Below are 23,238 nucleotides of genomic sequence, written 5' to 3' on the forward strand. Positions count from 1 at the left end.
AGTTAATGAATTGGAAGAGTTTGTTTCGAACGTTGTTGCTAAATTGCGGCGTTTAGAAACATAAAGATCACATGTGCGATTAAGGATTGAGCGAATAAAAATATTTTAATAATGATCATTGCAATGATAATTGTTTTTATTTAGAGTTTGCACGATTTGAAACTAGAGCACATATTCCAAAAATGAAAAAATTTAGCTTATCTCTCATCGCAGCCGCTTGTGCGGTCTCACCTTTCACTTATGCGCAAGCAAAAGCAGATGCAAATAATAACTCGGCAACCGACAGCTCTGACATTGAAGTGATCAGCGTTTATGGTCGTCAAAACCAAGTTGTTATGAACTCGGGTTTAGCCACTAAGTCAGATATGTCACTGATGGAAACACCTGCGGCGGTTGTGATTGTCGACAGTGAACTCATCAACGCACAAGGCGTTTCAAATCTGCAAGATCTTGTGCGTAATATCAGTGGTGTGACGCAAGCAGGCAACAACTATGGTATTGGTGATAACCTAGTGGTGCGTGGCTTAGGTGCCAACTATACCTACGATGGCATGTATGGCGGTGCCGGTTTAGGTAACACTTTTAACCCAACACGCTCTTTGACCAACGTTGAGTCGATTGAGGTATTGAAAGGCCCTGCAACAGGTTTGTATGGTATGGGCAGTGCCGGTGGTGTTATCAACCTGATTGAGAAAAAACCTGAATTTGAAGAGCAGCATGGGCTAACCGCTGAGCTAGGTCAGTGGAATAGCTACTCTGTAGAAATGGACTCAACTGCTGGCATTACTGATGATCTGACGTACCGTGTATTGGTTAAAACGCAGCGTAGTGATGGCTACCGTGATTTAAGTAATGACAGAGATGAAGCGTATGTCAGTTTCAAATATGTGCTCAGTGATGCGCAAGATATCATGCTTTCAACGGCATATATCAAAGATGCCATAGCGGTTGACTCAATTGGTCACCCAATTCGAATTTATAATGCTGAATCTGTTGATGGCAAAACCGCAGGTGAAGCGAGCTGGCAAGATTTAATTAATGATCCTGCAGGCAAAGGTGTGCAGTTATCGGATGCTCAGCGCCAACAGCTTGCAAACTCTTTGGCAGCCAATGATGGCTTAACGCCATATACATTTGGCCATAACGGTATTATTTCACCAATGGCAAAAGACAATGAAGGCGAAGAGTTGCGTGTAAAACTGACTCACAATATTGCTTTCACTGATGACTTGACCTTAAACCACCAACTGCAATTCCGTAACTATGATTCTGGCTTTGCCCGCCAAACCGGTGCCTATAACTATGTATACTGGAATCGTCGTGGCACGATCAATGCTGATCCGCGCGCACCTTTAGTGGTGGATGATGTACTTTATCCTTATGCTGCCCGTCGTCAGGAATATCGTAAAGTCGAGGCTGAAGAGCAATCTTGGCAGTACTTTGCCGATCTACGCTATGACTTTACTTTAGGCAATGTTGATAATGAGTTTTTAGTCAACGCAAACTACGAAGATCGTGATATCCGCTTTAAGCAATACTCAATTTACGATGCTGACAAAGTGATTAAAAACAAAGAAGGTGACGTGATCTATCAAGGTAAATTACCTTACATTTTTGATATTCGTAACCCGAACTGGGCAACGGGCAGCTTTGAAGATCACGATCCGTTAAAAACCAGTGATTACAATAAAACAGTGAATGCGTGGGGCTTAGGCGCACAACATGTTGCCTACTTTGAAAATGGCATTACAACGCGAGTGGGCGTGGCGTATAACCGTATCAAGCAAAGTTATGAGCACTTTGGTGTAGATGCAAGATACCGTGCAAGTGCTGCAGAGCCAACGCCAGAGCAAGATACCTCAGATAGCGGCTTAACGTTTAATTTAGGCGCGAGCTATAAGTTTACTGATGATGTATCAATGTTTGTTAACCATGCCAAAGGCCGCACGGCATATAGCGTACTGGGAACCATTTATGGTAATGAAAAGGACCGTGAAGATTCAGAGTCAATCTCAAACGATATCGGCTTACGTGTTAAAGCATTTGATGATCAACTTGTCGCTTCATTCATCGTTTTTGATAGCAGCCGTACTAATTTAGAGTATGCAAACCCGGATTATGAAGAGGGAGTGTCGGCCGCGAGCGTACCAAAGAGCTTCTTTGATGGGAAAGAGCAAACTCAGGGTGTAGAACTTGACCTAAATGCAGTATTAACTGATGAGTGGAAGCTGAACTTTAATGCGGTTTATCAAGATGCACGTGATAAGAAAGATCCAAACCGCGATTCATTCGATACACGTCAAAAAGGTGTGCCTTATGTGACGGTAGGTAGTTGGGTTACTTATTCAAAAGAGCTGTTTGATCTCGCTGAGCCAATGAACTTCAGTTTAGGCCACAAGTATGTTGATAACCGCAGCACGCACTCTACTTCATTCGGTATTCCTGACGGATATGTGCCAAGCTACAGCGTATTTGATGCTGGTGTGAGTTACAGCCACGACAACTGGAAAATCCAAGCGAATATCTACAATTTATTCGACAAAGTGTATTACAACAAAGCCATGTTCTTAGGCGGTATGCCAGGGGATGAGCGCAACGTGAAGCTAAAAGTAACGTATGCTTTTTAATTCACAAAATTGAGTACCATTAAGAGCGCTGCGGCGCTCTTTTTTGTTTTTGATTAAACCTTGAGCAAACAGTCAATTTGGATTTAAGTGGTTGAAAATCAAGCATTCAGAGCGGTGAAAGTTACAGAGAATTTACGGTTTATGATCGATTACGTAAAAGAAGATATCAAGCCCATGATTTTTAGTGTTTTTAATTGTATAACCTTGGTTTCTTATCTTCTTGTGTAGCGGTGCTAAATAGCACAAGTTTTCTTATCATTTACATTGTTTACGAGTTTAAACAGCCTTTAAATTCTTCGCTTACATCACTAGCAGTTTTGCAATTTTCCCTAATTTGAATACACAAAAAGAGTAGGCTAGGCTTGCGCGAATTTTATTACTCTCACCTCGGAAATTCGCTTTTATGTCTCTTTTTTCACCTCGTTTGTCGGCCTGTATTATGGCGTCATTATTCGTATCAACTTCTGTTGAGGCTGCAGGCAATACAGCCAATACTGAGCTTGAAAAGTTAGAGCAACAAATCGCTGTATTAGAGCAGCAAGTAAAACAGATCAAAGCGAATAACAGCAAAGAGGTGGTAGTAAATGCTACTCCAGATATTCATGTCGGTGGTGCTATTCGTTTTAACTACAACATGGTGTCGTATGATGATGACAACGAAAAGCGTGGCGGCGATATCGACTTTGATTTAGTGCGCTTGAATTTTTCGGGTGACATTGCCGATGTTGGTGTAAATGCAGAGATCCGCTTTTTAGATTATATGCGCGTGGTTAAGTTTGCCTATCTTGATTATGACTTCAGTGATGACTGGCATGGGCAACTGGGTTTGGCACCTGTGCCATTTGGTAATGCACCACATAGTGGCTTTCATAGTTACTTTATGAGCCCTAATTACTTCATTGGCTTGCAAGAAGATTATGACTTAGGACTGGTACTCAAACACAAAGCAACCGAAAACAGCGTATTAGACATCGCATTTTTCAAAAACGACGAACATGGTGGCGTTGATGGCGGTGCAGAAGAGCGTAAAGATCGCTATTCAGTCGATGCACTAGGGATTAGGTTAAATGGTGAAAACATCCATGATGCACCAACAACGACTTTAGCTGAATATAACACGCTAGTGGGTCGTTATACTTATCAATTAGAACATCAGTTTGGTACAACGCATGTTGGTTTTTCAGCGCTTGATGGCGGTTTGCATGATGGTGTGAGTCGTATAGGTGACCATACTGCATGGGCGCTACATGCTTCGACGCATATTGGTCAATGGCGCGTGCATTTACAGCATACTCAGTATCAATATCATATAGATAATGTGACACAAATCGTTGTAGGTGCTAACTCTATGTATGACACCATCGCCAGTGAGGCGACCAGCACTAACCTTGCAGTTTCTTATGATTTATCGGTAGATATTGGGCCTATTTCCCAACTGAGTTTCTACAACGATTTTGGCACCGTCTATAACAAATCAGATGATACTGCCAATACGTGGATGAATATTACGGGGATGTCGATTTCAGCAGGGGCGCTGTTTACGTATGTTGATTTGGTGCATGCGAAAAACCAACCTTTTGTTGGCGGCTCGATTGCTGGCAACAGTGACGATTTTGAAAGAAGGCTGAATATTAACGTGGGTTATTATTTCTAAAAACGTCTAGAGAAACGAAAGAAATCTACGAGATTTATCGCTCTTAATTGGTTAATAAGAGCGATAAATAGCACGCCAAATCTGAGAAATTAATCAAAAACCTAATCAATCAAATCGAGCGTCAGCAATAAGCGCTTTTTACCATCGGCCAATTTTGGCGAGCGGTGAACTAAGCCTTTACCTTCATTACCAGCCCAACCTGCACCTTTTAGCAAGGCAACATCGCCGGCTTCAAGTGTTTGAATGGCATTTTGCACGGTCATAATACCTGACTGTTCGTCATCAAGACCTTGGCTGCCCGCACCAAGTTTTGAACGGTCAAGATGTTCGTTAAGGAGCCATTCTGTGGCTACGCCTTCAAAAGTGGTGACTAAGCGACAAGGGATTTTGTCGACATGAAATTTTGGGCACATTGCCTTGTCTAACACCGACAAACGCACACCGGCGCGTTTAGCTTCAAACAAAGTACAAAACATATCGACTAGAAGTGCAATATGTTGGCATAAGTTAGGTGTCCATTTTAATGCTTTATGAGTTTGCGTTAATTGCTCTAATACATTTTGCGAGCTAACGGCGAGTGCTTCGTTAAGATATGGCGCGTTGTCGATGAGCCAGTTTGATTCATGAATTACTTCATCTGACAAAGCATGTTGCCAAATAGCGATATTAATATCATCGCTATAAATATCTGTTAATACTTGTATTTCATTTGATATAGACACACTTTCAATGATGTCGAACTGCTCTGCGGTGTTTAAAAAAGCCATAAGGGTTAGAGAAATCAATTGAACATTGAATTCATTGTAATGTTATAAAGTATCAATATCTATAGTGTGCCAGTATAAATCATCGTTGATTTAAACTTTCTGTAAATCTATCTCGTTTTGTAAATGCTCTAATTGCTCGAGTATGGCTAAAAACTTTTCTCCAAACGGGGTCACTTGATATTCAACACGAGGAGGGAGCTCGTTGAATATTTGCTTTTCTAAAATGCCAAATTCGACATTACGTTTAAGACATTGATTAAGCACTTTGGTGGTTAGCCCCTCAACTTGACGGACCATTTCACCGGGGCGATTTATCCCTTCATCTAATAATTGATACACAGTTAAAGACCATTTACAGCCATAAATGGTTTCGACCATGCGTGCGCTAGATTGAGGCGCTAATTTTCTTGGAAATATTTTTTCGTTTGCTGTCATAAAGATGTACCAAAAAGTACCTACCTAACCAAATTGTGCTTACTATTCAGAGGCTTTTCGTAAAATTAATATTATCACGACTTTTACAAACAAGAGATGTGATTATGAAATTTTCAAATGCAGGCACAGTGATGATTATTGGCGGTTCAAGTGGCATGGGCTTCGCGACAGCAAAAGCACTATTAGCGCTCGGACTTAAGGTAGAAATTTTAGCGAATAATGCCGACAAACTCGATAAAGCCGTCAGTAAGCTGAGCGGTTTAGGTCAAGTCACTGGCACACAAATCGATTTATATGACATTGATGCTGTACAGGCGCTTGGGAGCAAAATTACTTCATCGTCTAAACATTATGGTTACTTAGTGAATGCGGCTGGCTATTTTTCACCGCTGGCTTTTGTTGAGCACACTTTAGCTGATTACAATCAATACCATGATTTAAATAAAGCGACGTTTTTACTGACCCAAGCGGTTGTCAAGAATATGCAAAAAGCGGGTAGCGGTAGCATAGTGAACATAGGTTCTATGTGGGCAAAACAAGCCATCAAAGCGACGCCTTCGTCAGCGTATTCAATGGCAAAAGCAGGCTTGCATGCTTTTACTCAGCATTTGGCAATGGAACTTGCTGATGACAAAATTCGCGCTAATGCGGTGTCTCCAGCTGTGGTTAAAACCCCGATTTATGGCTCTTTTATAGCGCCTGAAGACATAGACACTACGATAAACAGTTTTAATGAATTTCACCCAATCGGTCGAGTGGGTGAGCCAAATGATATTGCTAACAGTATCGTCTTTTTATTATCAGATGATGCAAGTTGGATCACAGGCAGCATTTTAGATGTGGACGGCGGTGTGATGGCGGGAAGAAATTAATACATTGAGCATCTTGTGCTTTGTGGGAGATAAATATGTTGAATATGAACTTTCTAGAACGTTTAGTGATAGAAACAGCAGATATGCCTTGGCAGCCTAGCCCTGCTCAAGGTGTGTGGCGTAAACCTCTAGAGCGCGAAGACAAAGAGACAGGACATACCACAAGTATTGTGAAATATGACGCGGGCTCAGCTTTTAAGCCACATCCTCACCCTATGGGTGAGGAAATCTTTGTTCTAGAGGGCGTGTTTTCTGACGAGTTTGGCGATTACCCAGCAGGGACCTATATCCGCAATCCGCCAAACAGCGTTCATGCGCCATTTAGTAAAGAGGGCTGTGTTATCTTCGTTAAACTTAATCAGTTTGACGAACAAGACACCGAAACGATAAGAGTTCACACCTTAGACATCCAGTGGCAGCAAGGACAGGGTAACTTGCAAGTCATGCCATTACATAGTTAACCTGAACTTTGGTTAAGAGGTTTACGAGCACATAAAAATTATTCTATTAAATATTTTTTAGTCTGCAGCCGGAAACTTTAAGTGATAACAAGGCGAATTTACGCGTCAATAGCTAGCCTATTGCAAGTGAATTCAACACAGTTAGCGCTTACAGCGGCCGCTGGAGATAAACTTATTATCCAGAGTTCAGGTTAGTTAGTTCATGAACACACTGCACTAGTGAAATGGCCTGCGGGCGAGCAGTTTGTGCCCCATAAACATTTTGGTGGTGAAGAAATATTAGTGTTAAGTGGCGAGTTTATTGATGAGCAAGGAAGGTACCCTGAAGGCACATGGTTACGCAGTCCTCACATGAGTGAACATCACCCCTTTGTGGAGCAAGAAACCATTATTTTAGTCAAAGTGGGCCACTTGCCTCTTTAACCTATTATACGAATTGAACCTTGAGTCTGATAAAGCTTGTCTATAATTAAATGTATTGTTCGAACTCAAGGTGCGTGTTTAATGGCAGAGATCCAAATTCCTTTTGAAGAGATCATGGATGAAACTGCCGTTGCAGTCGGCATGATGGACAAACATTTTGTATATCAATACTGCAACAATAAAATGGCTGAGCTACTTGGATTGCCCGTCGAATCAATCTTAGGGCGCAAACAGTCTGAAGTGATAAGCGAGATGTATGAAAAGTCAGTGGGTGTAAAAATAGACTCAGATGACTTAAAAGCCTGGTTAGAAAATGTCGAGCGAATGCAGTCAAGCACACCTGAGCGGCAATTTATAACGGATACCGTTGATGGACGCTTTTTCAAAATGCAGAGAATGACTCTTTCAGACGGCGGTCATGTTGTACTGGGTATGGATATCACAGAACTTGAGGTGGCCAAACAGCAATTGACTCAGTTAAATGAGGTGTTACATGAGCAGGCCACAACCGATGAACTCACAGGGCTGAGTAATCGCAGAGCTTTATTTGATAAAGCGACGATTGAATTTAATAGAGCGAGGCGTTTGCATACGCCCTTATCTTTACTCATTCTAGATATCGACTTTTTTAAAAAAGTAAATGACACCTATGGCCACCCAGTGGGTGATAGGGTGATAAGTCAGGTAGCCGATGTGCTACAAAAAGAAGTGCGAGAATACGACTTAGTAGGTCGACTTGGCGGCGAAGAATATGCCGTTGTGTTACCTAATACGGATTCAAAGCAAGCTGGGTTAGTTGCAGAACGCATGCGCCTATCAATAGAGAATACAACCATTGAGGACGAGCAAACAAACATTAAAGTGACTTGCTCCTTTGGTGTGGCAGAGGTTTGTGCCAATCATAATGATGTGGACGATGTGTTTTTATCCGCTGATAAAGCACTTTACAAGGCAAAGGAAGGTGGAAGAAATAAAGTGGTAGTTGCCTAATTAGCAACTACCTATATAAAATTTAAATCACGCTAATGACTGCTTCACGAGGTAAGCGCGCTTTAGGCAAACCATGATTCCAGTCTTCACCGTCTTTGTGATAACCGATTGCAAGGGCAACTTCACAGATATGCCCGTCTAGCTCTTCTTTAAATAATTCGCCCAATAGCTCAGAGTCAACGCCTTCCATCGGGGTAGAGGCAATCCCCATTCTGGCAAGCACATGCAGTAAATTACCTAGGGCTAAATATACTTGCGCTTTTGTCCAAGCGCCGTTGTAACCTGTTTCATCGGTGTTCATTTCTGCAAAAGCATAAGCGCCCATAAAAGTGTCATACATTTCAGCAGGTAAATGACCAGAACTCACCTCGGCATCGACACGTTTACTGAACTTTTCTTTCGTAAATTGAGGGTCGTAGGCTAATAGAATTGTATGCGAAGCTTCTTTGGCATGAAGCTGATTAAACTGATGCTTGTTGGCAAAGCTATCATGCAATCTTTGCTTTGCTGCGTCGCTTTCAATGACGACAAATTTCCAAGGCTGAGAGTTTATAGATGATGCCGACAAGCGAAGCGCTTCGAGAATAATATTTAAATCATCGTTTGAAACTTTCTTCGTTGCATCGTATTTTTTAACGGTGTAGCGGCGGTTTAAATCTTCAATAATCTGCTGTGACATAGTGTCTCCAATTCGGTTGAATAGGTTATTGGCGATTATTTTAACTTGAGCTTTAAAAATGATAATTGCTTATATACATGAAACACTTTCAATAAAAAATTGATAATGAAGTTAGATCATGGCCATCAGTCTGGCAAACTAGGTCTAAATCACTTTCTTCTACTATCTTTATAAAAAGTTTATTGTCTTTAAGTAGCGAAATGAGTGGTTATCCTTATAAATCTTTTCATGAATTATCAGTAGAAGAAATAGATTGGCAGCGCTGGCAAAAACTAGTGAACACGGTTGCCAATTTATTCGCGGCGCCAGCGGCATTCGTGACTCAAGCAAGTAATAAAGGCATTGAAGTGCTTGTTGCATCTGAGTTGCCTACAACCCACTATTCACCTGGGGGCGCAGCGGATATGGACGAAAATGTTTATTGCCATTATGTGGTGCAAAACAATCTGCCCTTGTATGTAAAAAATGCCGAACAACATCCCGAGTGGCACTCAAACCCTGAGTATACCGAAGACAATTATGTTTCTTATTTAGGCTACCCAATCTTTTGGCCTGATGGTACGTCTTTTGGCACTTTATGTGTGATGGATACACAAACAAGTGATTATGCCGATCAACTAGTTAATACATTAGAGCTTATGAGTGAAGTGTTGAATAGTGACTTGGCACATTTATATACAGAAAGCCAATTGCGAGTAGAAAGTCGGATCGATCCCCTAACAGGTATACTGAACCGAAGAGGGTTTGAAGAGGCCTATGAACAATATCGTAGATTATCTCAGCGCCTTGGTCGCAAGGCCAAACTGTGTTTTATCGATTTAGATGACTTTAAAAAAGTGAATGACAATTTAGGTCATGAAATGGGCGATAAGTTACTACAAATTTTTGCTCAAGCCCTGACAGAAGTAACGCGGTCTACAGATCTGGTTTGTCGATGGGGTGGCGATGAGTTTGTTGTTTTATTTAATGGTGATAAAGAAATTAATTCAAAGCAGTTAATAGCAAGGATCAACGAATTTGTTCAACAAGGTTACCCAGCGCACACCATCGGTTTTTCTTCTGGGGTAGTTGCCCTAGACCTAAATCAGGACAACACGCTAGAGCGTGTTTTAATCGAAGCAGACAAAGCCATGTATCAACAAAAATTATTGCTCAAGTAGCAAACTTTGAGGCTATTTTTGTTGATAAAGGCGTTCTATGTTTGGAATATTTCTCTCCCAAATAGGTGTTTTATCACCAATATAATGTCTTGCGGCGTCTAAAAATAATCGTGTTCTAACTGGCAAGTCACGATGCGGATACACGGCATACATGGCACTGTAATCAGGCAAATTCACGTCGGTCAAAATGGGTACTAAGTCACTTTCTTCCATGGGTTTTGCAAAAAAGAAAGCGGGAGCAGTCATAAAGGCATTGTGTGAAAGCACTTTTTCAACTAATGCTTCACCGTCGTTTGATTTAAACACCGGGTTAATAGGCTGCTCTTGGGGTTCGCCTTTTTCATCTATGTAACTGATGGATTCAAAGCGGATATGCGAACTCGAATAGGCTGCAGCAGGCAACTCTTCTAAGTCAGCCATGGTTTTTGGCTCACCATAAATTTCTAAAAACTGCTTAGTGGCTAGAATAAGCATACGATTACGAGCAATTTTACGTGCTATAAGCGAAGAGTCGCGAGGCTCACCAATTCTAAATGCTAAATCAAAGCCTTCAGACACCATGTCTACGACTCTGTCGTCGTGTCTTAAATCTATGGTGACTTGCGGAAAGCGCTTTTGAAAATCATTGATCACAGGCATGAGATAAAACTTACCAATGTAACTCGACGCCGTAATTCGTAACAAACCGCGAGGCTCTTGGTGGTAGTTTTCAGCCAGTTGCACTGTATCTTGTAGCAATAACCTAAGTTCAGCGGCTTTTTTTACCATTTCAGCGCCAGCAGCAGTCAAAGAGAAAGAGCGAGTTGTTCGGTTGAGCAGGCGCACACCCAAATCTTCTTCTAATTTACTTACTTGCTTTGAAATGACAGAACGATCAATGTTTCTAAGTTCGGCAGCTTTTGAAAATGAACCTTGTTCAACAACTTCAAGTAACATGATCAAGCGACTGGTTGTATCCACGGTGCGATCCTAAAAATCAATATTGATGATAGTTTGGCACCAATGAAAGCGTAAAACTAGATAAATAATCTACAAATAAAGCATAAATTATAAATTTAATGGTTTCATTACCTTATGTTGACAATTGTCGCAGTGAGGTTGTTGAACTTGAATTGACGTGTTTTAATAGCAAAAAGCGACAAATTAGCAATTATTTTGCAATAATTGGCGTGTTTTGATACCACAAACTGATTCTTTTAATGACAGGAAATGTATGTCTGCAGTTAACAATTCAATGAAAGTCATAGAACTCGTTCAGGCCGGAGAGGCTTTCGACTTGCAATGTGCTGAACGTCAAGTACCACAATTGGGTGCGAATGAATTGCTGGTGGCTATAGATTATGTTGCTTTGAACCATGTTGACGCGCGATTAGCTCAGACTGGCTTTTCACAATGGCAGTACCCGCATGTGTTGGGGCTTGATGCCGTGGGTACTGTGGTTGATGCGCCAAAGGGCGTTTTTCCGAACAAAGGCTCACGCGTGTTATTTAATGCCTGTCTATCTCAACAGGGTATGCTAAAAGAATATGCAGTTGTGCCTAGCCACAGTGTCTCTGTGATCCCTGATGAAGTACCTAGCGAGGTTGCCGTATCCTTGCCTAATGCTGGTATGGCCGCACTTATCGCCTTAAACAAACTACAGTTGCAATCAGGTGAATCTTTACTGATCAACAGTGCACAAGGCGCGGTTGCCCACTTCGCGATTCAATATGCCAAACAGCAAGGCGCGCAAGTGTATGCATTTGCACAAAAACCTCATCAGAAGCGTCTTGAAAAGTTGGGGGCTGACTTAGCGTTCGATTGTGAGCAAGAAGGTGTTTGTGAGCAGATTAAAAGAGAAATTGGCAATGCAGGATTTGACTGCATCATTAATACCCAAGGCGGTGAAACTTTCTTAGAAGATTTACAACATCTGCGTTTTTGTGGTCGTATTGCGTGTCTAAATGGTTTTAGCACTATCCCTGAACAGTTACTTTTTGAGAAAGCGCCGAATATTGGGGTGGTCTCAGTATCAGGAGCTTGGCTTTCAAATAGTTTATGTGCACAACAACATTTACGATTTATGGGCGAGCAGCTGTTACAAGACGTGGCGCAAAAACGCATTCAGGCGCCAGAATTAAACATAATCGATTTCGAGGTGGCCGCAGTACGTGACGCCTTGTCAATGTTGTTAACTCAAACTTGTACAAAGCGACCGATTATCAAAATTAGATAAATTAAGGTCATTATTAAAAAAGGGTTGAGTGGCTAAGCCACACAACCCTTCAACAGCTTTTAGGAAACATCAAAAAAAGCTGGAATACGAGAGTGAAATAAAATCGAGTCCTGGATTTGGGCTCTTGAACCCCGCATTTGAGTAATGCATATACCTCACGGCCACTTTGGCATCCCCCAAGTCATAAACCAGTCCGAGTCTGTCTTCAAACTGATAATGGGTGCTGACGTTTTTACCAGCAAAATGCGTGTCGTCTAGCAGTGCAAGCCCAATACCCAGTTCTAAATAAAGGGGTTTTTCATACCAAGTTGTAAGCGGGTATTTGAATACAGGGGTAAGAGCCAGAACAAAGTTAGTATCGTGGTTGCTTTTTGAACCTCTGCCAGCAGCTGAATAATTCCAAAAGTTAATGCTGGTCTCAAAGTGTAAGTCAAAGTTCTTCCAAGCATCAGGCAGTAAGTTTTCAGGGTGGTACTGATAAGCAAGCTTGATCCCATCTACGTCTCCTTCGCCATGAATATAGTGAATAGCATAACCGTGTTTGTTATCTGCAAATGCTGTTGAAGTAAATGTTAATAAGAAGGCGAGCGCCAATAAACGCAGTAAATTCATAGTCAATGTGAACCTCATCATTTCAATGAGCGTATTTTCACAAAGCTATTTGTGTTTATATGCAAACAAATGTGCACGATATTGATGCTAAAAATGAAACAAAAGTAAAACTAATTGAAATATATAGGTTTTTTATTAGCGTGCATTTTTGGCAACAAAAGAGTGCGAAAGTGTGTCTTTTTAATCATTAAACAAACTCGTATCATGCACTCACTAACTAAACGGGGACACATTATGAAAACTGCAATACAGTATTTATTTTTTTCGGTATTAATTCTATTCAGTGCGTACAGTGCTGGCGCGGGTTCTAAACAAGCAAATACCGAGACACCATACACATTAATTAAATCAGTCGGTGATCAGCTGTTTATCGATATTGGTAAGTTGAAAGATTTAGACGAAGACACAAAACGCACAGAGCTTAAAAAGCTAGTCAGTGCCCAACTGATGCCGCATATCGACATTAAATTTGTTTCTTTTAAGCTGCTTGGCAAACACGTCAGAGAAGTAAAACGTGAGCAAGCGGTGAGTTTTATTGATGCGGTTGAACAATATCTGACGGGCACGTATGCCAATGTATTAATGAGTTACAAAGGCCAAGAAGTACGCTTTATTGAACCAGTGTTAGACAGCAAAAGTAAGTTTGCCTCAGTTAAATCTGAGATTGTAGAGCCAGGCGCTCCGAGTATTGACATTGTATTTAAGTTTAGAAAAAACAAGAAAGGCGAATGGCAGGTTTATGACCTAGTTGCTGAAAGTATTTCACTATTGAATGCAAAGCAGAAAGAAATTGTCTCTCGTATTAGTGAAGTGGGTATAGATAAGGTAACTAATGAATTGATTGCTAAGAGCTAATTCAGTTTGCAGTCAGAAATAAGAGAGTATATTGAACTTGATTTTACAGAGTCAGTTACCGCTCATTAAGCCAGTTACTAAAAACCTTAGTAACTAAATGAACATTAACGTACTTAGTTCCATAGTTGTTATTTAACAACGCTCTTCAAGCGGGCAGTCCCCTTTAATTGCATCCCTTCGCAGTTTTGCCCGCTTATTTTTCTTTTAAACCTGCACTAAACTTATTAGCATGAAATTGTACGCATAACACTTAATTCCTTCACTTACCATTAAATCTCAGCTAGCTTCTTGGTAATTAAAAATAAAGTGAATGAAATTATGAAGTTAAATATCGACATAGTGGATGCTTTTACATCCACTCAGTTTGGTGGCAATTCAGCGGCAGTGATCATCACAGAGACTTGGTTAAACGAAAGCTTAATGCAGGCCATTGCAGCAGAAAATAACTTATCAGAAACAGCATTTTTAGTGCCTGTTGAAACGGGTGTTTATGATATTCGTTGGTTTTCTCCACTGACCGAAATTGCATTTTGTGGTCATGCAACTTTAGCATCCGCGTTTGTGCTGTTTAATAAAAATCCAACTTTTCAGCAGGTAACATTGAGCGCACCAGCAGTAGGCGCTATGTTTATCAACAAGTTAGATAATGGTTATATTGAAATGGACTTTCCGAGTTTTGCACCAGAAGCCATTCAAGATATACCCGAAGCCCTCATTGCGGGTTTATCGATAAAGCCTCAACAGGTACTAAAAAATCAGCAAGCCTATTTTGCTGTTTATAAAACTGAGCACGAAGTTAGAACTCTAGAACAAAGTTCTGAGCAACTTAAACAATTGGCACCGTTTGATGTGGTTGTGACTGCTCCAGGCGAAAACCATGATTTTGTATCCCGTTATTTTTGGCCTGCGAATGGCGGTGATGAAGATCCGGTAACGGGCTCTATTCACACGGGATTAGCACCTTACTGGTCTCAAAGGCTGAATAAAACTGAGTTGAAAGCCTATCAGGCATCGAAAAGAGGTGGTGAACTTTTATGTGTGATTGAAGGCGACAGAGTGAAGCTACGAGGGCAGGCAGTGCATTACTTATCGGGTTCAATTTCAGTCGATGAAAGGCAAAATTTGTCATAAGTCAAAAGATGGGTTGATCACCCTTGTCGGAACAATCCAATAGCTGTTAGCTTAGTTTTCGTGTCGAAAAACATGCCTCTAGAGCCACATTGGGCCCAGGGATTAATGCTTAAGGAAAATCATGGAAACAACACTGCGACAGCTCTCTGTTAAAACGCGATTATGGGCGCAAGTTAGCGCCTGTTTTGCCGTTATTCTTGTCATTACTTTTTTAATGCTTAATTCGCTATACAGTGAATTAAAGCAGTCTAAACAGCTTGAAACTCAACATATCGTTGAAACAGCTCATGGCATAGTAAGTTTTTATGCAGAGCAAGTGGCAAGTTCAAAAATGACGCTTGAGCAAGCGCAAACTGAAGCCAAGCAAGTTATTAAAGGAATGCGCTACGCCGATGACGAGTACTTGTTTATTTTAGATACCCAGCACACCATGCTGATGCACCCGATAAAACCAAGCTTAAATGGCACTAATTCTGCTGCTATGAAAGATCCCAATGGTGTGTACTTTATTCGAGAAATGGTCAGTGCAGCGACGCGCTTTGGTGAAGGCTCTGTGCAATACATGTGGCCAAAAACACCGAATTCGACGCCGATTGATAAAATCTCTTATGCAAAACAGTTTTCTCCATGGGGCTGGGTGATTGCAACAGGTATTTATATTGATGACGTACAAGCGACATTCTGGCAAGAAGTGTCGACCATGGTGGTGCTCATTGTCATCATTGCCATCATTTCAATCATTATCACCGTTAATGTATTACGCAGTATTATCAACCCATTAGACAGAATAGGTAGCACCATTCAGCGTCTTGAAGAGACCGGTGACCTAACGCTCGCGGTGGATACCAAAGGTAAAGATGAACTCACTCAAATAGCTGTGGGGCTGAACAATATGGTGTCTAGCTTTAGAGATATTGCGTTTAGTAGTAATGCCTCTGTTGAGCAATTGAATGTTTCAACTCATAGCCTAGAAAGCGTGGCCAACGACACCAAGCAAGCGATGGCCAATCAGCAAATTGAAATTGAACAAGCCGCCACAGCCATGAACGAGATGACCGCGACCGTCTCTGAAGTGGCGCATAACGTCGTAAATACGGCCAATGCCGCGCATAAAGCCCATAAAGAAGCGGGTGAGGGCATGGCGCTGTTGAATATTGCCATTGAGGCCATCAGCGGTTTGGCTAATGAAGTAGAAAAAGCAGCGGCGGTTATTCATAAACTGGGCTCTGTGAGTGAAGAAATTGGCAATGTCACCACGGTCATTAATGCCATTGCAGAGCAAACGAATCTACTCGCACTTAATGCTGCAATTGAAGCAGCAAGAGCGGGTGAGCAAGGTCGAGGCTTTGCAGTAGTGGCTGATGAAGTTAGGGCACTTGCACAAAGAACCAAAGAATCAACAGAAAGCATTCAAGGCATGATTGAAGAGCTGCAAAAGTATTCTCACGATGCGGTTGTAGTGATGGAAGAAGGGCAGGTTTATGCTGAGCGTACAGTTGAACAAGCACAAAATGCGGATCATGCCTTAAAAGAAATTGTAGAAGACATTGCCATTATCAATGAAATGAGTACGCAAATAGCAACGGCTTCTGAAGAGCAGTCTGCAGTCGCTGAAGAAATTAACCGCAGCATAATCACAGTAAGTGACCATACCTCTTCCACTGTTGATGCAACAAAAGACATCGCTTTGGCGGGCTCAGAGCTTAAAGCGCTAGCTGTTGACTTAAAAGCACACGTATCGAAATTTAAAGTTTAACTTCCCCTTTTAAGCCGAACTTAACCAGTAGTAGTTCGGCTATTTTCTCTGCAATAGATAATTTCATAACAGCGCTTGGCAAAGCTGATTAGTTGCTCTAGTATCACAAAAAAAGCCTGCAAACTTTTGTAATGAAATCATTTATCTCTTTATATTTCACCAATCTATTTTTAATTAGTGGCACTGGCTTACTAACCACTTATTTAGCGCTTTATTTAGGTCAAAAAGACGTTTCGACCTTTTGGATAGGTTTACTTACCTCATGTTATTACTTGGGTCTATTATTAGGCTCAAAGCTTGGTTATCACTTTATTAAATCGGTTGGTCATATTCGTACTTTCGCTGCGAGCACTGCCGCAGTTGTCGCCTGTGTTGCCGCGCATGGCGTCAGTGATAACGTTTATTTATGGCTATTTCTTCGCCTGTGTGTTGGGTTGGGCATGATGGCCAATTACATGGTGTTAGAAAGTTGGCTTAACGAACAAGCAGAGCCTGAATCTCGGGGTAAAGTGTTTTCGTTTTATATGATCACCTCATACATGGGCATGGTGCTTGGTCAGTTTGCATTATCAAGTTTTCCTGAATTGGGGTATGCACCTTTATTCTTGGTTTGTATGGCGGTTGCTGCGGGTATTATTCCCATCGCAATCACGCGACGCATTCACCCTAAACCCATCAAACCCATTCAAGTAAGTTTGTTTGATTACTTTAAGAAAGTGCCTCAGGCACTCACAGCTGTGCTTTTTGCTGGCATTATTAACGGTAGCTTTTATGGACTAGCCCCCACTTTTGGCAGTGGTATAGGCTTTAGCTCTGCAGACATCGCAAAATTTATGTCTTTTACCATATTTGCAGGCCTATTGGCGCAGTGGCCAATGGGTGTGATTTCCGACAAAGTACCAAGAAGTATTTTATTAAGAAGTAATGCGGTTGCTTTATGCCTCATTAGTTTGGCAATTTGCTTATTACCATCTGAGCCGACAGTTTTGATGGCCTGTAGTTTTGCTTTTGGTTTGTTTGCGTTTACGCTTTATCCGCTTTCATCAGCGTTGGCAAACTCACGTGTCAGTGATGAAGACCGAGTTGGCGTATCATCTGCACTCCTCATGGTGTTTGGTGCAGGCGCTGCTTTTGGTTCAGCGATCATTTCTAAATCTATGACCTTTTTTGGCCCTAAGGCCTTATATGCATCTATTGCAGTTCTCACCGTATTGATGTTTGGCGTACTGACTTTCATAAACTCTCGTCAAAAAGCCGAACAGCCAGAAGCCAGTGATTATGTGGTGGGTAATTCAGATGTCACTAGCTCGCCGCTTGCAGCAGCAATGGACCCGCGGATCGAAGAAGAAATTGCGCATGAGCAATTGTTAGTTGTAGAAAGTGATGAAGAAGCAAAAGTTGATGATAGTTTAGATGACGGGCTTAAAGAGGCTGAACATAGTCTTAGTGAACAAAGCAGTAAATAGTTAAATTCATAAGTTGTTTGTCTAACTATTTGAAACACGTGTTGTGGTTAGACTAGAATGCTGAAAATTCTTTGATAGGTAACATAATGAACGAACCTAAGTCGTTTGGTAACAAACTGGAGCATGTTTTAGAGTCAACCCTTTTTAAAGGTCGCTGGCTACTGGCGCCTTTCTTTTTAGGCTTGTTGTTTGCAGTAATTTTGCTACTCATCAAATTCTTTAAGCAGCTATATACAATGACACTCACTGCATTCAATACAGCTAACAATGACTTGCTTGTTGGTATTTTAACTTTAGTCGATACCGCTCTATTAGCAGGACTGTTATTGATCATCATTTTTAGCGGCTACGAGAACTTTGTATCAAAACTCGATATTGATAATCATAGAGATAGACCCGCTTGGATGGGGAAAGTTGGCTTCTCAGGCCTAAAAATCAAGCTCATCAGCGCCATTGTCGCCATTTCAGCCGTCGAGTTATTAAAAGTCTTTATTAGTTCAGAATCTCTAAGCAATGAAGAGCTTGCTTGGAAAGTAGGCATTCACTTAACGTTTGTGATTTCAGGCGTTTTATTTTCAATTACTGATTACATTAACAGTAAAACTCATAATCATTAATCTAGTCTGTCTGTGCCAACGTGACCCATTACGCGCAAAATTTAGTGAGTTTAACGATAAAAGAGTGACGAGTTATCTATTGTTAGCTTAGATTTTTACCTATTAGATGATTAATTAGGAATAACTATGGCTTACGGGATCCGTCGCTCTCTTCTAACACTCACATTTTTACCACTTTTGGCGCAAGCAAACTCCACATTTAATGCCAATGATATCTTTGCATTAGAGTATGCAAACGACCCGCAAATTTCGCCAAACGGTAAGCAGGTCGTTTATGTCAGAAATTCAAATGACATAATGAAAGACAGTACACGCCGTAATTTGTGGTTAGTAGATGTAAAAAGTGGCGAACAAACGCCGTTATTTTCAAATGAAAACCAATACCTTCACCCAAGATGGTCACCAGATGGAAAGAAAATCGCATTCATTAGTAATGTTTCTGGTAGCTATCAAGTGCATGTGCATTACCTAGAGCAAAATCGCACGGCGCTACTAAGCCAGCTTCAATCAAGTGTGAGTAATTTAACTTGGTCTCCGGATGGCAAGTGGCTGGCATTTAGCCAGCAAATCAACGAAAAGCCTTCGGTGATTGCGAAAATGCCAGCCAAGCCAAAAGGTGCGAAATGGTCAGAGCCTGCAATAGTTATTGATAAAGCCTATTATCAAGCCGATGGCAGAGGATTAGTTAAGCCTGGCTACCGTCAAATATTTATTTTACCGAGTGATGGCGGTACGCCGCGTCAACTGACTTCAGGTGATTTTCACCATGGCGGCCAGCTTACTTGGCACAGTAACTCAGAAGAAATTGTATTCTCGGCGAATAGAATTAAAGATTGGGAATACAAGCGATTAGAAGGTGATTTATTCAGTGTTGATTTAAAGGGCAAGCTAACTCAGCTCACTTCTCAACCTGGTCGAGAGCATTCTCCGAGCTTTTCAAGAGACGGAAAAAAACTTGCTTTCTTAAGTGCATCTGGTGAGTTGAATCCTTATCGTAATCACAAACTGAATATCATGGATTGGTCAGATAAAGAGTTTGAAATGGTGGGCAAAGATTTTGACCGCTCTATTCAAAATCCGACTTGGATCAGCAATTCAAGATTGGCAATTGCCTACGATGACTTCGGTAAACGCAAACTTGCAGCGATTTCTTTAAGTGGCAATATCAAAGACCTAGCAGAGAGCTTATCGGGCACAACACTGGGTAGACCTTATATTAGCGGTCAATTTAGTGCGAATTATTCAGGTAAAATCGCCTTTACCCATGGCACAGCGCAAAGGCCGGCGGATGTAGCAATCGCATCGACTAAAGGGAATACCAAACAGCTAACCACGTTAAACGAAGATTTACTTGCTCATAAAACATTGGGTGAAGTACACGAAATTAACTACAAGTCTTCATTCGATGGAGAGCAAATTCAAGGTTGGTACATCACGCCCCCTAATTTTGATCCTAAGAAAAAGTATCCGCTATTGATTGAAATTCACGGTGGCCCTCATCTAGCTTATGGCCCACATTTTTCGGCTGAGTTACAGCGTTATGCTGCACAAGGCTACGTAGTATTTTACGATAACCACCGTGGAAGTAGCTCTTACGGCGAGCATTTCGCCATGTTGTTAAAGTATAAATACAGCTCGAAGGAAGATTTTGCCGATCACAATTCAGGCGTTGATGCCATGATAGCGAAAGGCTTTATTGATAAAGACAATCTATTTATTGCTGGTGGGTCAGCAGGGGGCATAGCAACGGCTTACGCGATTGGCTTAACCGACCGATTTAATGCAGCTGTCGTCGTTAAACCTGTTATTAACTGGTTGAGTAAAGTATTAACGGCCGACAGCGGATTAGGTCAGATCCCGACACAATTTCCGGGTATGCCTTGGGAGCATGTCGAACATTACTGGCAGCGCTCTCCGTTATCGTTAGTGGGTAATGTAACAACACCGACGATGCTAATGACAGGCGAAGAAGACTTACGCACGCCGATGGCTGAAACAGAGCAATATTATCAGGCACTTAAACTGCGTAAGATTGATACTGTGTTGGTGAAAATTCCTGGAGCGCCACATGGTATTGCCGGAAAGCCATCACGTATGGTGAGTAAAATCGAGCATACTCTGGCTTGGTTTGAAAAATATAAGCAATAAGAGAATCGGTATTAATCAAAGTACAGCTTAGTAATAGGTGGTTAGTAAATCATGATTTTGCTAACCACATATTACTGAATTTCGCCCAGACTGTTTCGCGTCATACATGAGTTTATCGACTCTGGTTAACAAGCTTGCAAAGCTATCACCCTGTTTAAATTGGGTCACGCCGAAACTTGCTGACAGTGTTTTTCCATCAGGAAAGGTAATCTGACTTAAACCATATTGTATATGTTGAGCAATTCGACATGTATCGGTTAAAGATAGGTTTTTACTTATTACCAGAAACTCTTCTCCTCCCCAGCGACCGAATTCAGCGCTGCTTGGTAAATATTTGCGCATTACATTTGCCGTTGCTATTAATACTTCATCACCATAGGCATGGCCGAATTTATCATTTACTCTTTTAAAGAGATCTAAATCGAATAACATGACTGAAAATACTAGAGCGGAGGATTCTGCTTTTTGAATAAGATCATGTAGCGACTCATTGACTTTCCTTCTATTGCAAAGCCCTGTTAAATCGTCAGTTGTTGCTTTATGTTCTAGTTCTTTAGCTTGCGTAAACTCGTCGGTAATATCTTGTATTAGTCCAACTGTACGCAAAGGCTGGCCAATGCTGTTTGAAAAACTGTGGCTGTAATGCTTAAAGTAAAGAGGGCTATTATTATTTGCCGTAAAAGAGTGGATAATCGCAGGGTGCTCTATTTGTTCAAGTTGAATTAAGCTTATCTCTAAATCGAGGGTGTGTAGTGGGTCTAACAAGTTAATAAATTCGCTCCACTTCAGTTTACATTGTGCAGGATCCAGCCCAAGCATATTAAGTAGTTCTTGTGATAAACACACATCGTACGTTAAGTGATTGAGTTTCCAAGTACCCACTTTGGCCATTTGCTGAATTTTGGATAACGTAAACTGTTCGAATTGCCTTTCTCTTAGATCTTTCTTTAGCTTATGATTTTCCATCTCAAGGTTGAGGATATGTGAGTTCAAGTCGGATTTTAGGTTTGTCATGTTAGACTCTTCTAACTTAATCCAAGCTTTTTCTCAGCAAGTTTAGTTCCTTCTAGTCGCGCTTTTATTTTTTGATAGGCAACCTCTCTAGCTGTAGAGATATCATCTGCGAATGGAGAAAAACCGCAATCATCAGTAGAGCCTAATTGCTCAACGGGAATATATTTGGCAGCTGTGAGTAATAAATCACAAACAGACTCAGGCGTTTCAATCTCTTTACTGATGGGATTTGTAACACCTACAAACACGCGTTGATTTGGCTTTATCACATTACCAAGTAAATAAAGCGCTTTTTCTGGTTCTTTTTCACCCCTTATGGCGACGTAAAAGTTGCCTGCATTAATTTCAAATAGCGTGGGAAGTAAATACTTATAATCTACCTCTGCACTGTGAGTAGAGTCGATATCTGCACCAGGGCAAGTATGAATACCAATGCGCGAGATTTCATTTTCATTAAAATTAGAAAGGCATTTATTTATTAAGTCGACAAAAGAGTTCAGTAACTCGCCCGAAGGGTCGAGCTTTAATGACAATCTTGCTTCAGTAAAGTCTATTTGCACTTTGTGCGCACCCAACTCTAAGCAACGTTTCACTTCATTAACATGTTGCTCTATTAAATCTTCAATAAATTGTTGGTGGTTATAATTTTCTAGCCCTTTATTTGGGTAAACTAAACTCAGCATAGAAGGAGAGATGACAGCTTGCTTTACAGGTACGTTGGTATGTTGTAACGCAAACTGTAAAAACTCATCAGCAGTGTGTTCATATTTAAATGGAGCGACTTTTAGATGAGGCGCAAATACGCGTGAATGGCCATCAGAGAAATCAACCAGTAAGCCGTTTGGTTCATAACAACAAGAGTTATGTAAACAGTAATGAGCAAAGCCGTCAAACTTTCTCTGTTCGCCGTCACTGATTACTTCACAGCCAAGCTGCTCTAAGTCTTTCATTACCTTTAAAGTTTCTGACTCAGCTATGTTGCACAATTCATCATAGCCTAACCTATTATCTTTAAATAATTTATAAGCATTGATAAGCTCAGGAGCTCTTGGGATTGATCCAATTTGTTCTGATGGGATAACCTGTTTATTCATCCATCACCTCTACGAAGTGGTTATCAAAAGAGTGAGACCACAAAGCAAGCCCATTTAAATCTAGAGCGTTCTTTTTAAATCTAGATTAATGATCAAAAACTTCCAGTTTTATCCCCAGTTTTCTAGGTGGAGGTTATTGTTGTTTTATATCTAACAATTAAACTATCAGTCTGGTCATATGAGTATTTTCATAATATTCAAAAATAACGTGCTTTTTTGTTACTAATTAAACATTTTCTTAACTTCTTTCTTGATTTGTAAA

Annotated in this window: 19 protein-coding genes and 2 pseudogenes; 14 read left to right on the forward strand and 7 right to left on the reverse strand. The window is 41.0% G+C overall.

Annotated features, from left to right (window positions below; genetic code table 11):
* Positions 1-182 precede the first annotated feature (182 nt).
* Together ACH784_RS06115 and ACH784_RS06120 are read left to right on the forward strand one after the other, a co-directional pair.
* Entirely contained in the window at positions 183-2,627 is a 2,445-nt protein-coding gene (locus tag ACH784_RS06115; RefSeq protein ID WP_404394189.1) for a TonB-dependent receptor, read from the forward strand.
* Positions 2,628-3,030: 403 nt separating this feature from the next.
* Positions 3,031-4,281 (forward strand): carbohydrate porin, encoded by a 1,251-nt coding sequence (locus ACH784_RS06120; protein WP_404394192.1) that lies wholly within the window; start codon positions 3,031-3,033, stop codon positions 4,279-4,281.
* Positions 4,282-4,382: 101 nt separating this feature from the next.
* Here ACH784_RS06120 and ACH784_RS06125 read toward each other — a convergent pair whose 3' ends face one another.
* Both ACH784_RS06125 and ACH784_RS06130 read right to left on the reverse strand, forming a co-directional pair.
* Positions 4,383-5,048 (reverse strand): DUF1826 domain-containing protein, encoded by a 666-nt coding sequence (locus tag ACH784_RS06125; RefSeq protein ID WP_404394194.1) that lies wholly within the window; start codon positions 5,046-5,048, stop codon positions 4,383-4,385.
* A gap of 90 nt (positions 5,049-5,138) precedes the next feature.
* The gene (locus ACH784_RS06130; protein WP_404394197.1) at positions 5,139-5,483 is read right to left on the reverse strand and encodes a winged helix-turn-helix transcriptional regulator; all 345 of its coding nucleotides are present in this window, start codon (positions 5,481-5,483) and stop codon (positions 5,139-5,141) included.
* A gap of 104 nt (positions 5,484-5,587) precedes the next feature.
* Between ACH784_RS06130 and ACH784_RS06135 the strand changes: the two genes are divergently transcribed.
* The 4 genes and pseudogenes from ACH784_RS06135 to ACH784_RS06150 all read left to right on the forward strand — a co-directional run bounded on the left by ACH784_RS06135 (position 5,588) and on the right by ACH784_RS06150 (position 8,229).
* Entirely contained in the window at positions 5,588-6,355 is a 768-nt protein-coding gene (locus tag ACH784_RS06135; protein WP_404394199.1) for an SDR family NAD(P)-dependent oxidoreductase, read from the forward strand.
* Positions 6,356-6,390: 35 nt separating this feature from the next.
* Positions 6,391-6,810 (forward strand): annotated as a pseudogene (locus tag ACH784_RS06140) (cupin domain-containing protein); the annotation flags it as partial.
* Positions 6,811-7,020: 210 nt separating this feature from the next.
* Positions 7,021-7,239, forward strand: a pseudogene (locus ACH784_RS06145) (cupin domain-containing protein); the annotation flags it as partial.
* 81 nt (positions 7,240-7,320) lie between these two features.
* Positions 7,321-8,229 (forward strand): diguanylate cyclase, encoded by a 909-nt coding sequence (locus tag ACH784_RS06150; RefSeq protein ID WP_404394202.1) that lies wholly within the window; start codon positions 7,321-7,323, stop codon positions 8,227-8,229.
* 22 nt (positions 8,230-8,251) lie between these two features.
* Here ACH784_RS06150 and ACH784_RS06155 read toward each other — a convergent pair whose 3' ends face one another.
* On the reverse strand, positions 8,252-8,908 hold the full coding sequence (locus ACH784_RS06155; protein ID WP_404394205.1) for an NAD(P)H-dependent oxidoreductase: 657 nt from the start codon (positions 8,906-8,908) through the stop codon (positions 8,252-8,254).
* Positions 8,909-9,108: 200 nt separating this feature from the next.
* Between ACH784_RS06155 and ACH784_RS06160 the strand changes: the two genes are divergently transcribed.
* A complete protein-coding gene (locus ACH784_RS06160) occupies positions 9,109-10,068 on the forward strand; it encodes a diguanylate cyclase domain-containing protein (protein WP_404394208.1) in 960 nt (319 codons plus the stop codon).
* 12 nt (positions 10,069-10,080) lie between these two features.
* On the opposite strand, the gene ACH784_RS06165 is transcribed toward ACH784_RS06160, so the two are convergent.
* A complete protein-coding gene (locus tag ACH784_RS06165) occupies positions 10,081-11,028 on the reverse strand; it encodes a LysR family transcriptional regulator (protein WP_404394210.1) in 948 nt (315 codons plus the stop codon).
* A 253-nt stretch (positions 11,029-11,281) separates the two neighbouring features.
* On the opposite strand from ACH784_RS06165, the gene ACH784_RS06170 reads away from it, so the two are divergent.
* On the forward strand, positions 11,282-12,283 hold the full coding sequence (locus ACH784_RS06170; RefSeq protein ID WP_404394212.1) for a zinc-binding dehydrogenase: 1,002 nt from the start codon (positions 11,282-11,284) through the stop codon (positions 12,281-12,283).
* Positions 12,284-12,352: 69 nt separating this feature from the next.
* On the opposite strand, the gene ACH784_RS06175 is transcribed toward ACH784_RS06170, so the two are convergent.
* Positions 12,353-12,895 carry an acyloxyacyl hydrolase gene (locus ACH784_RS06175; RefSeq protein ID WP_404394215.1) on the reverse strand — a complete coding sequence of 181 codons (543 nt, stop codon included), beginning with the start codon at positions 12,893-12,895 and terminating at the stop codon, positions 12,353-12,355.
* 234 nt (positions 12,896-13,129) lie between these two features.
* Between ACH784_RS06175 and ACH784_RS06180 the strand changes: the two genes are divergently transcribed.
* The 6 genes from ACH784_RS06180 to ACH784_RS06205 all read left to right on the forward strand — a co-directional run bounded on the left by ACH784_RS06180 (position 13,130) and on the right by ACH784_RS06205 (position 20,868).
* Entirely contained in the window at positions 13,130-13,750 is a 621-nt protein-coding gene (locus ACH784_RS06180; protein ID WP_404394218.1) for a phospholipid-binding protein MlaC, read from the forward strand.
* A gap of 318 nt (positions 13,751-14,068) precedes the next feature.
* Entirely contained in the window at positions 14,069-14,881 is an 813-nt protein-coding gene (locus ACH784_RS06185) for a PhzF family phenazine biosynthesis protein (protein WP_404394221.1), read from the forward strand.
* A gap of 121 nt (positions 14,882-15,002) precedes the next feature.
* Positions 15,003-16,637, forward strand: a complete 1,635-nt coding sequence (locus ACH784_RS06190; protein ID WP_404394224.1) for a methyl-accepting chemotaxis protein — start codon at positions 15,003-15,005, stop codon at positions 16,635-16,637.
* Between the two features lie 131 nt (positions 16,638-16,768).
* A complete protein-coding gene (locus tag ACH784_RS06195) occupies positions 16,769-18,103 on the forward strand; it encodes an MFS transporter (protein ID WP_404394226.1) in 1,335 nt (444 codons plus the stop codon).
* An 86-nt stretch (positions 18,104-18,189) separates the two neighbouring features.
* Positions 18,190-18,720 (forward strand): TIGR00645 family protein, encoded by a 531-nt coding sequence (locus tag ACH784_RS06200; RefSeq protein WP_404394229.1) that lies wholly within the window; start codon positions 18,190-18,192, stop codon positions 18,718-18,720.
* A 126-nt stretch (positions 18,721-18,846) separates the two neighbouring features.
* Complete coding sequence (locus tag ACH784_RS06205) at positions 18,847-20,868, forward strand: S9 family peptidase (protein ID WP_404394232.1); 2,022 nt, start codon at positions 18,847-18,849, stop codon at positions 20,866-20,868.
* A gap of 60 nt (positions 20,869-20,928) precedes the next feature.
* Here ACH784_RS06205 and ACH784_RS06210 read toward each other — a convergent pair whose 3' ends face one another.
* Together ACH784_RS06210 and ACH784_RS06215 are read right to left on the reverse strand one after the other, a co-directional pair.
* The gene (locus ACH784_RS06210) at positions 20,929-21,882 is read right to left on the reverse strand and encodes a GGDEF domain-containing protein (protein ID WP_404394235.1); all 954 of its coding nucleotides are present in this window, start codon (positions 21,880-21,882) and stop codon (positions 20,929-20,931) included.
* A gap of 11 nt (positions 21,883-21,893) precedes the next feature.
* A complete protein-coding gene (locus ACH784_RS06215) occupies positions 21,894-22,976 on the reverse strand; it encodes a 5-methyltetrahydropteroyltriglutamate--homocysteine methyltransferase (RefSeq protein ID WP_404394238.1) in 1,083 nt (360 codons plus the stop codon).
* Positions 22,977-23,238: the final 262 nt, after the last annotated feature.

This window comes from Pseudoalteromonas phenolica (assembly GCF_044788725.1).
Taxonomy (GTDB): Bacteria; Pseudomonadota; Gammaproteobacteria; order Enterobacterales; family Alteromonadaceae; genus Pseudoalteromonas; species Pseudoalteromonas phenolica_C.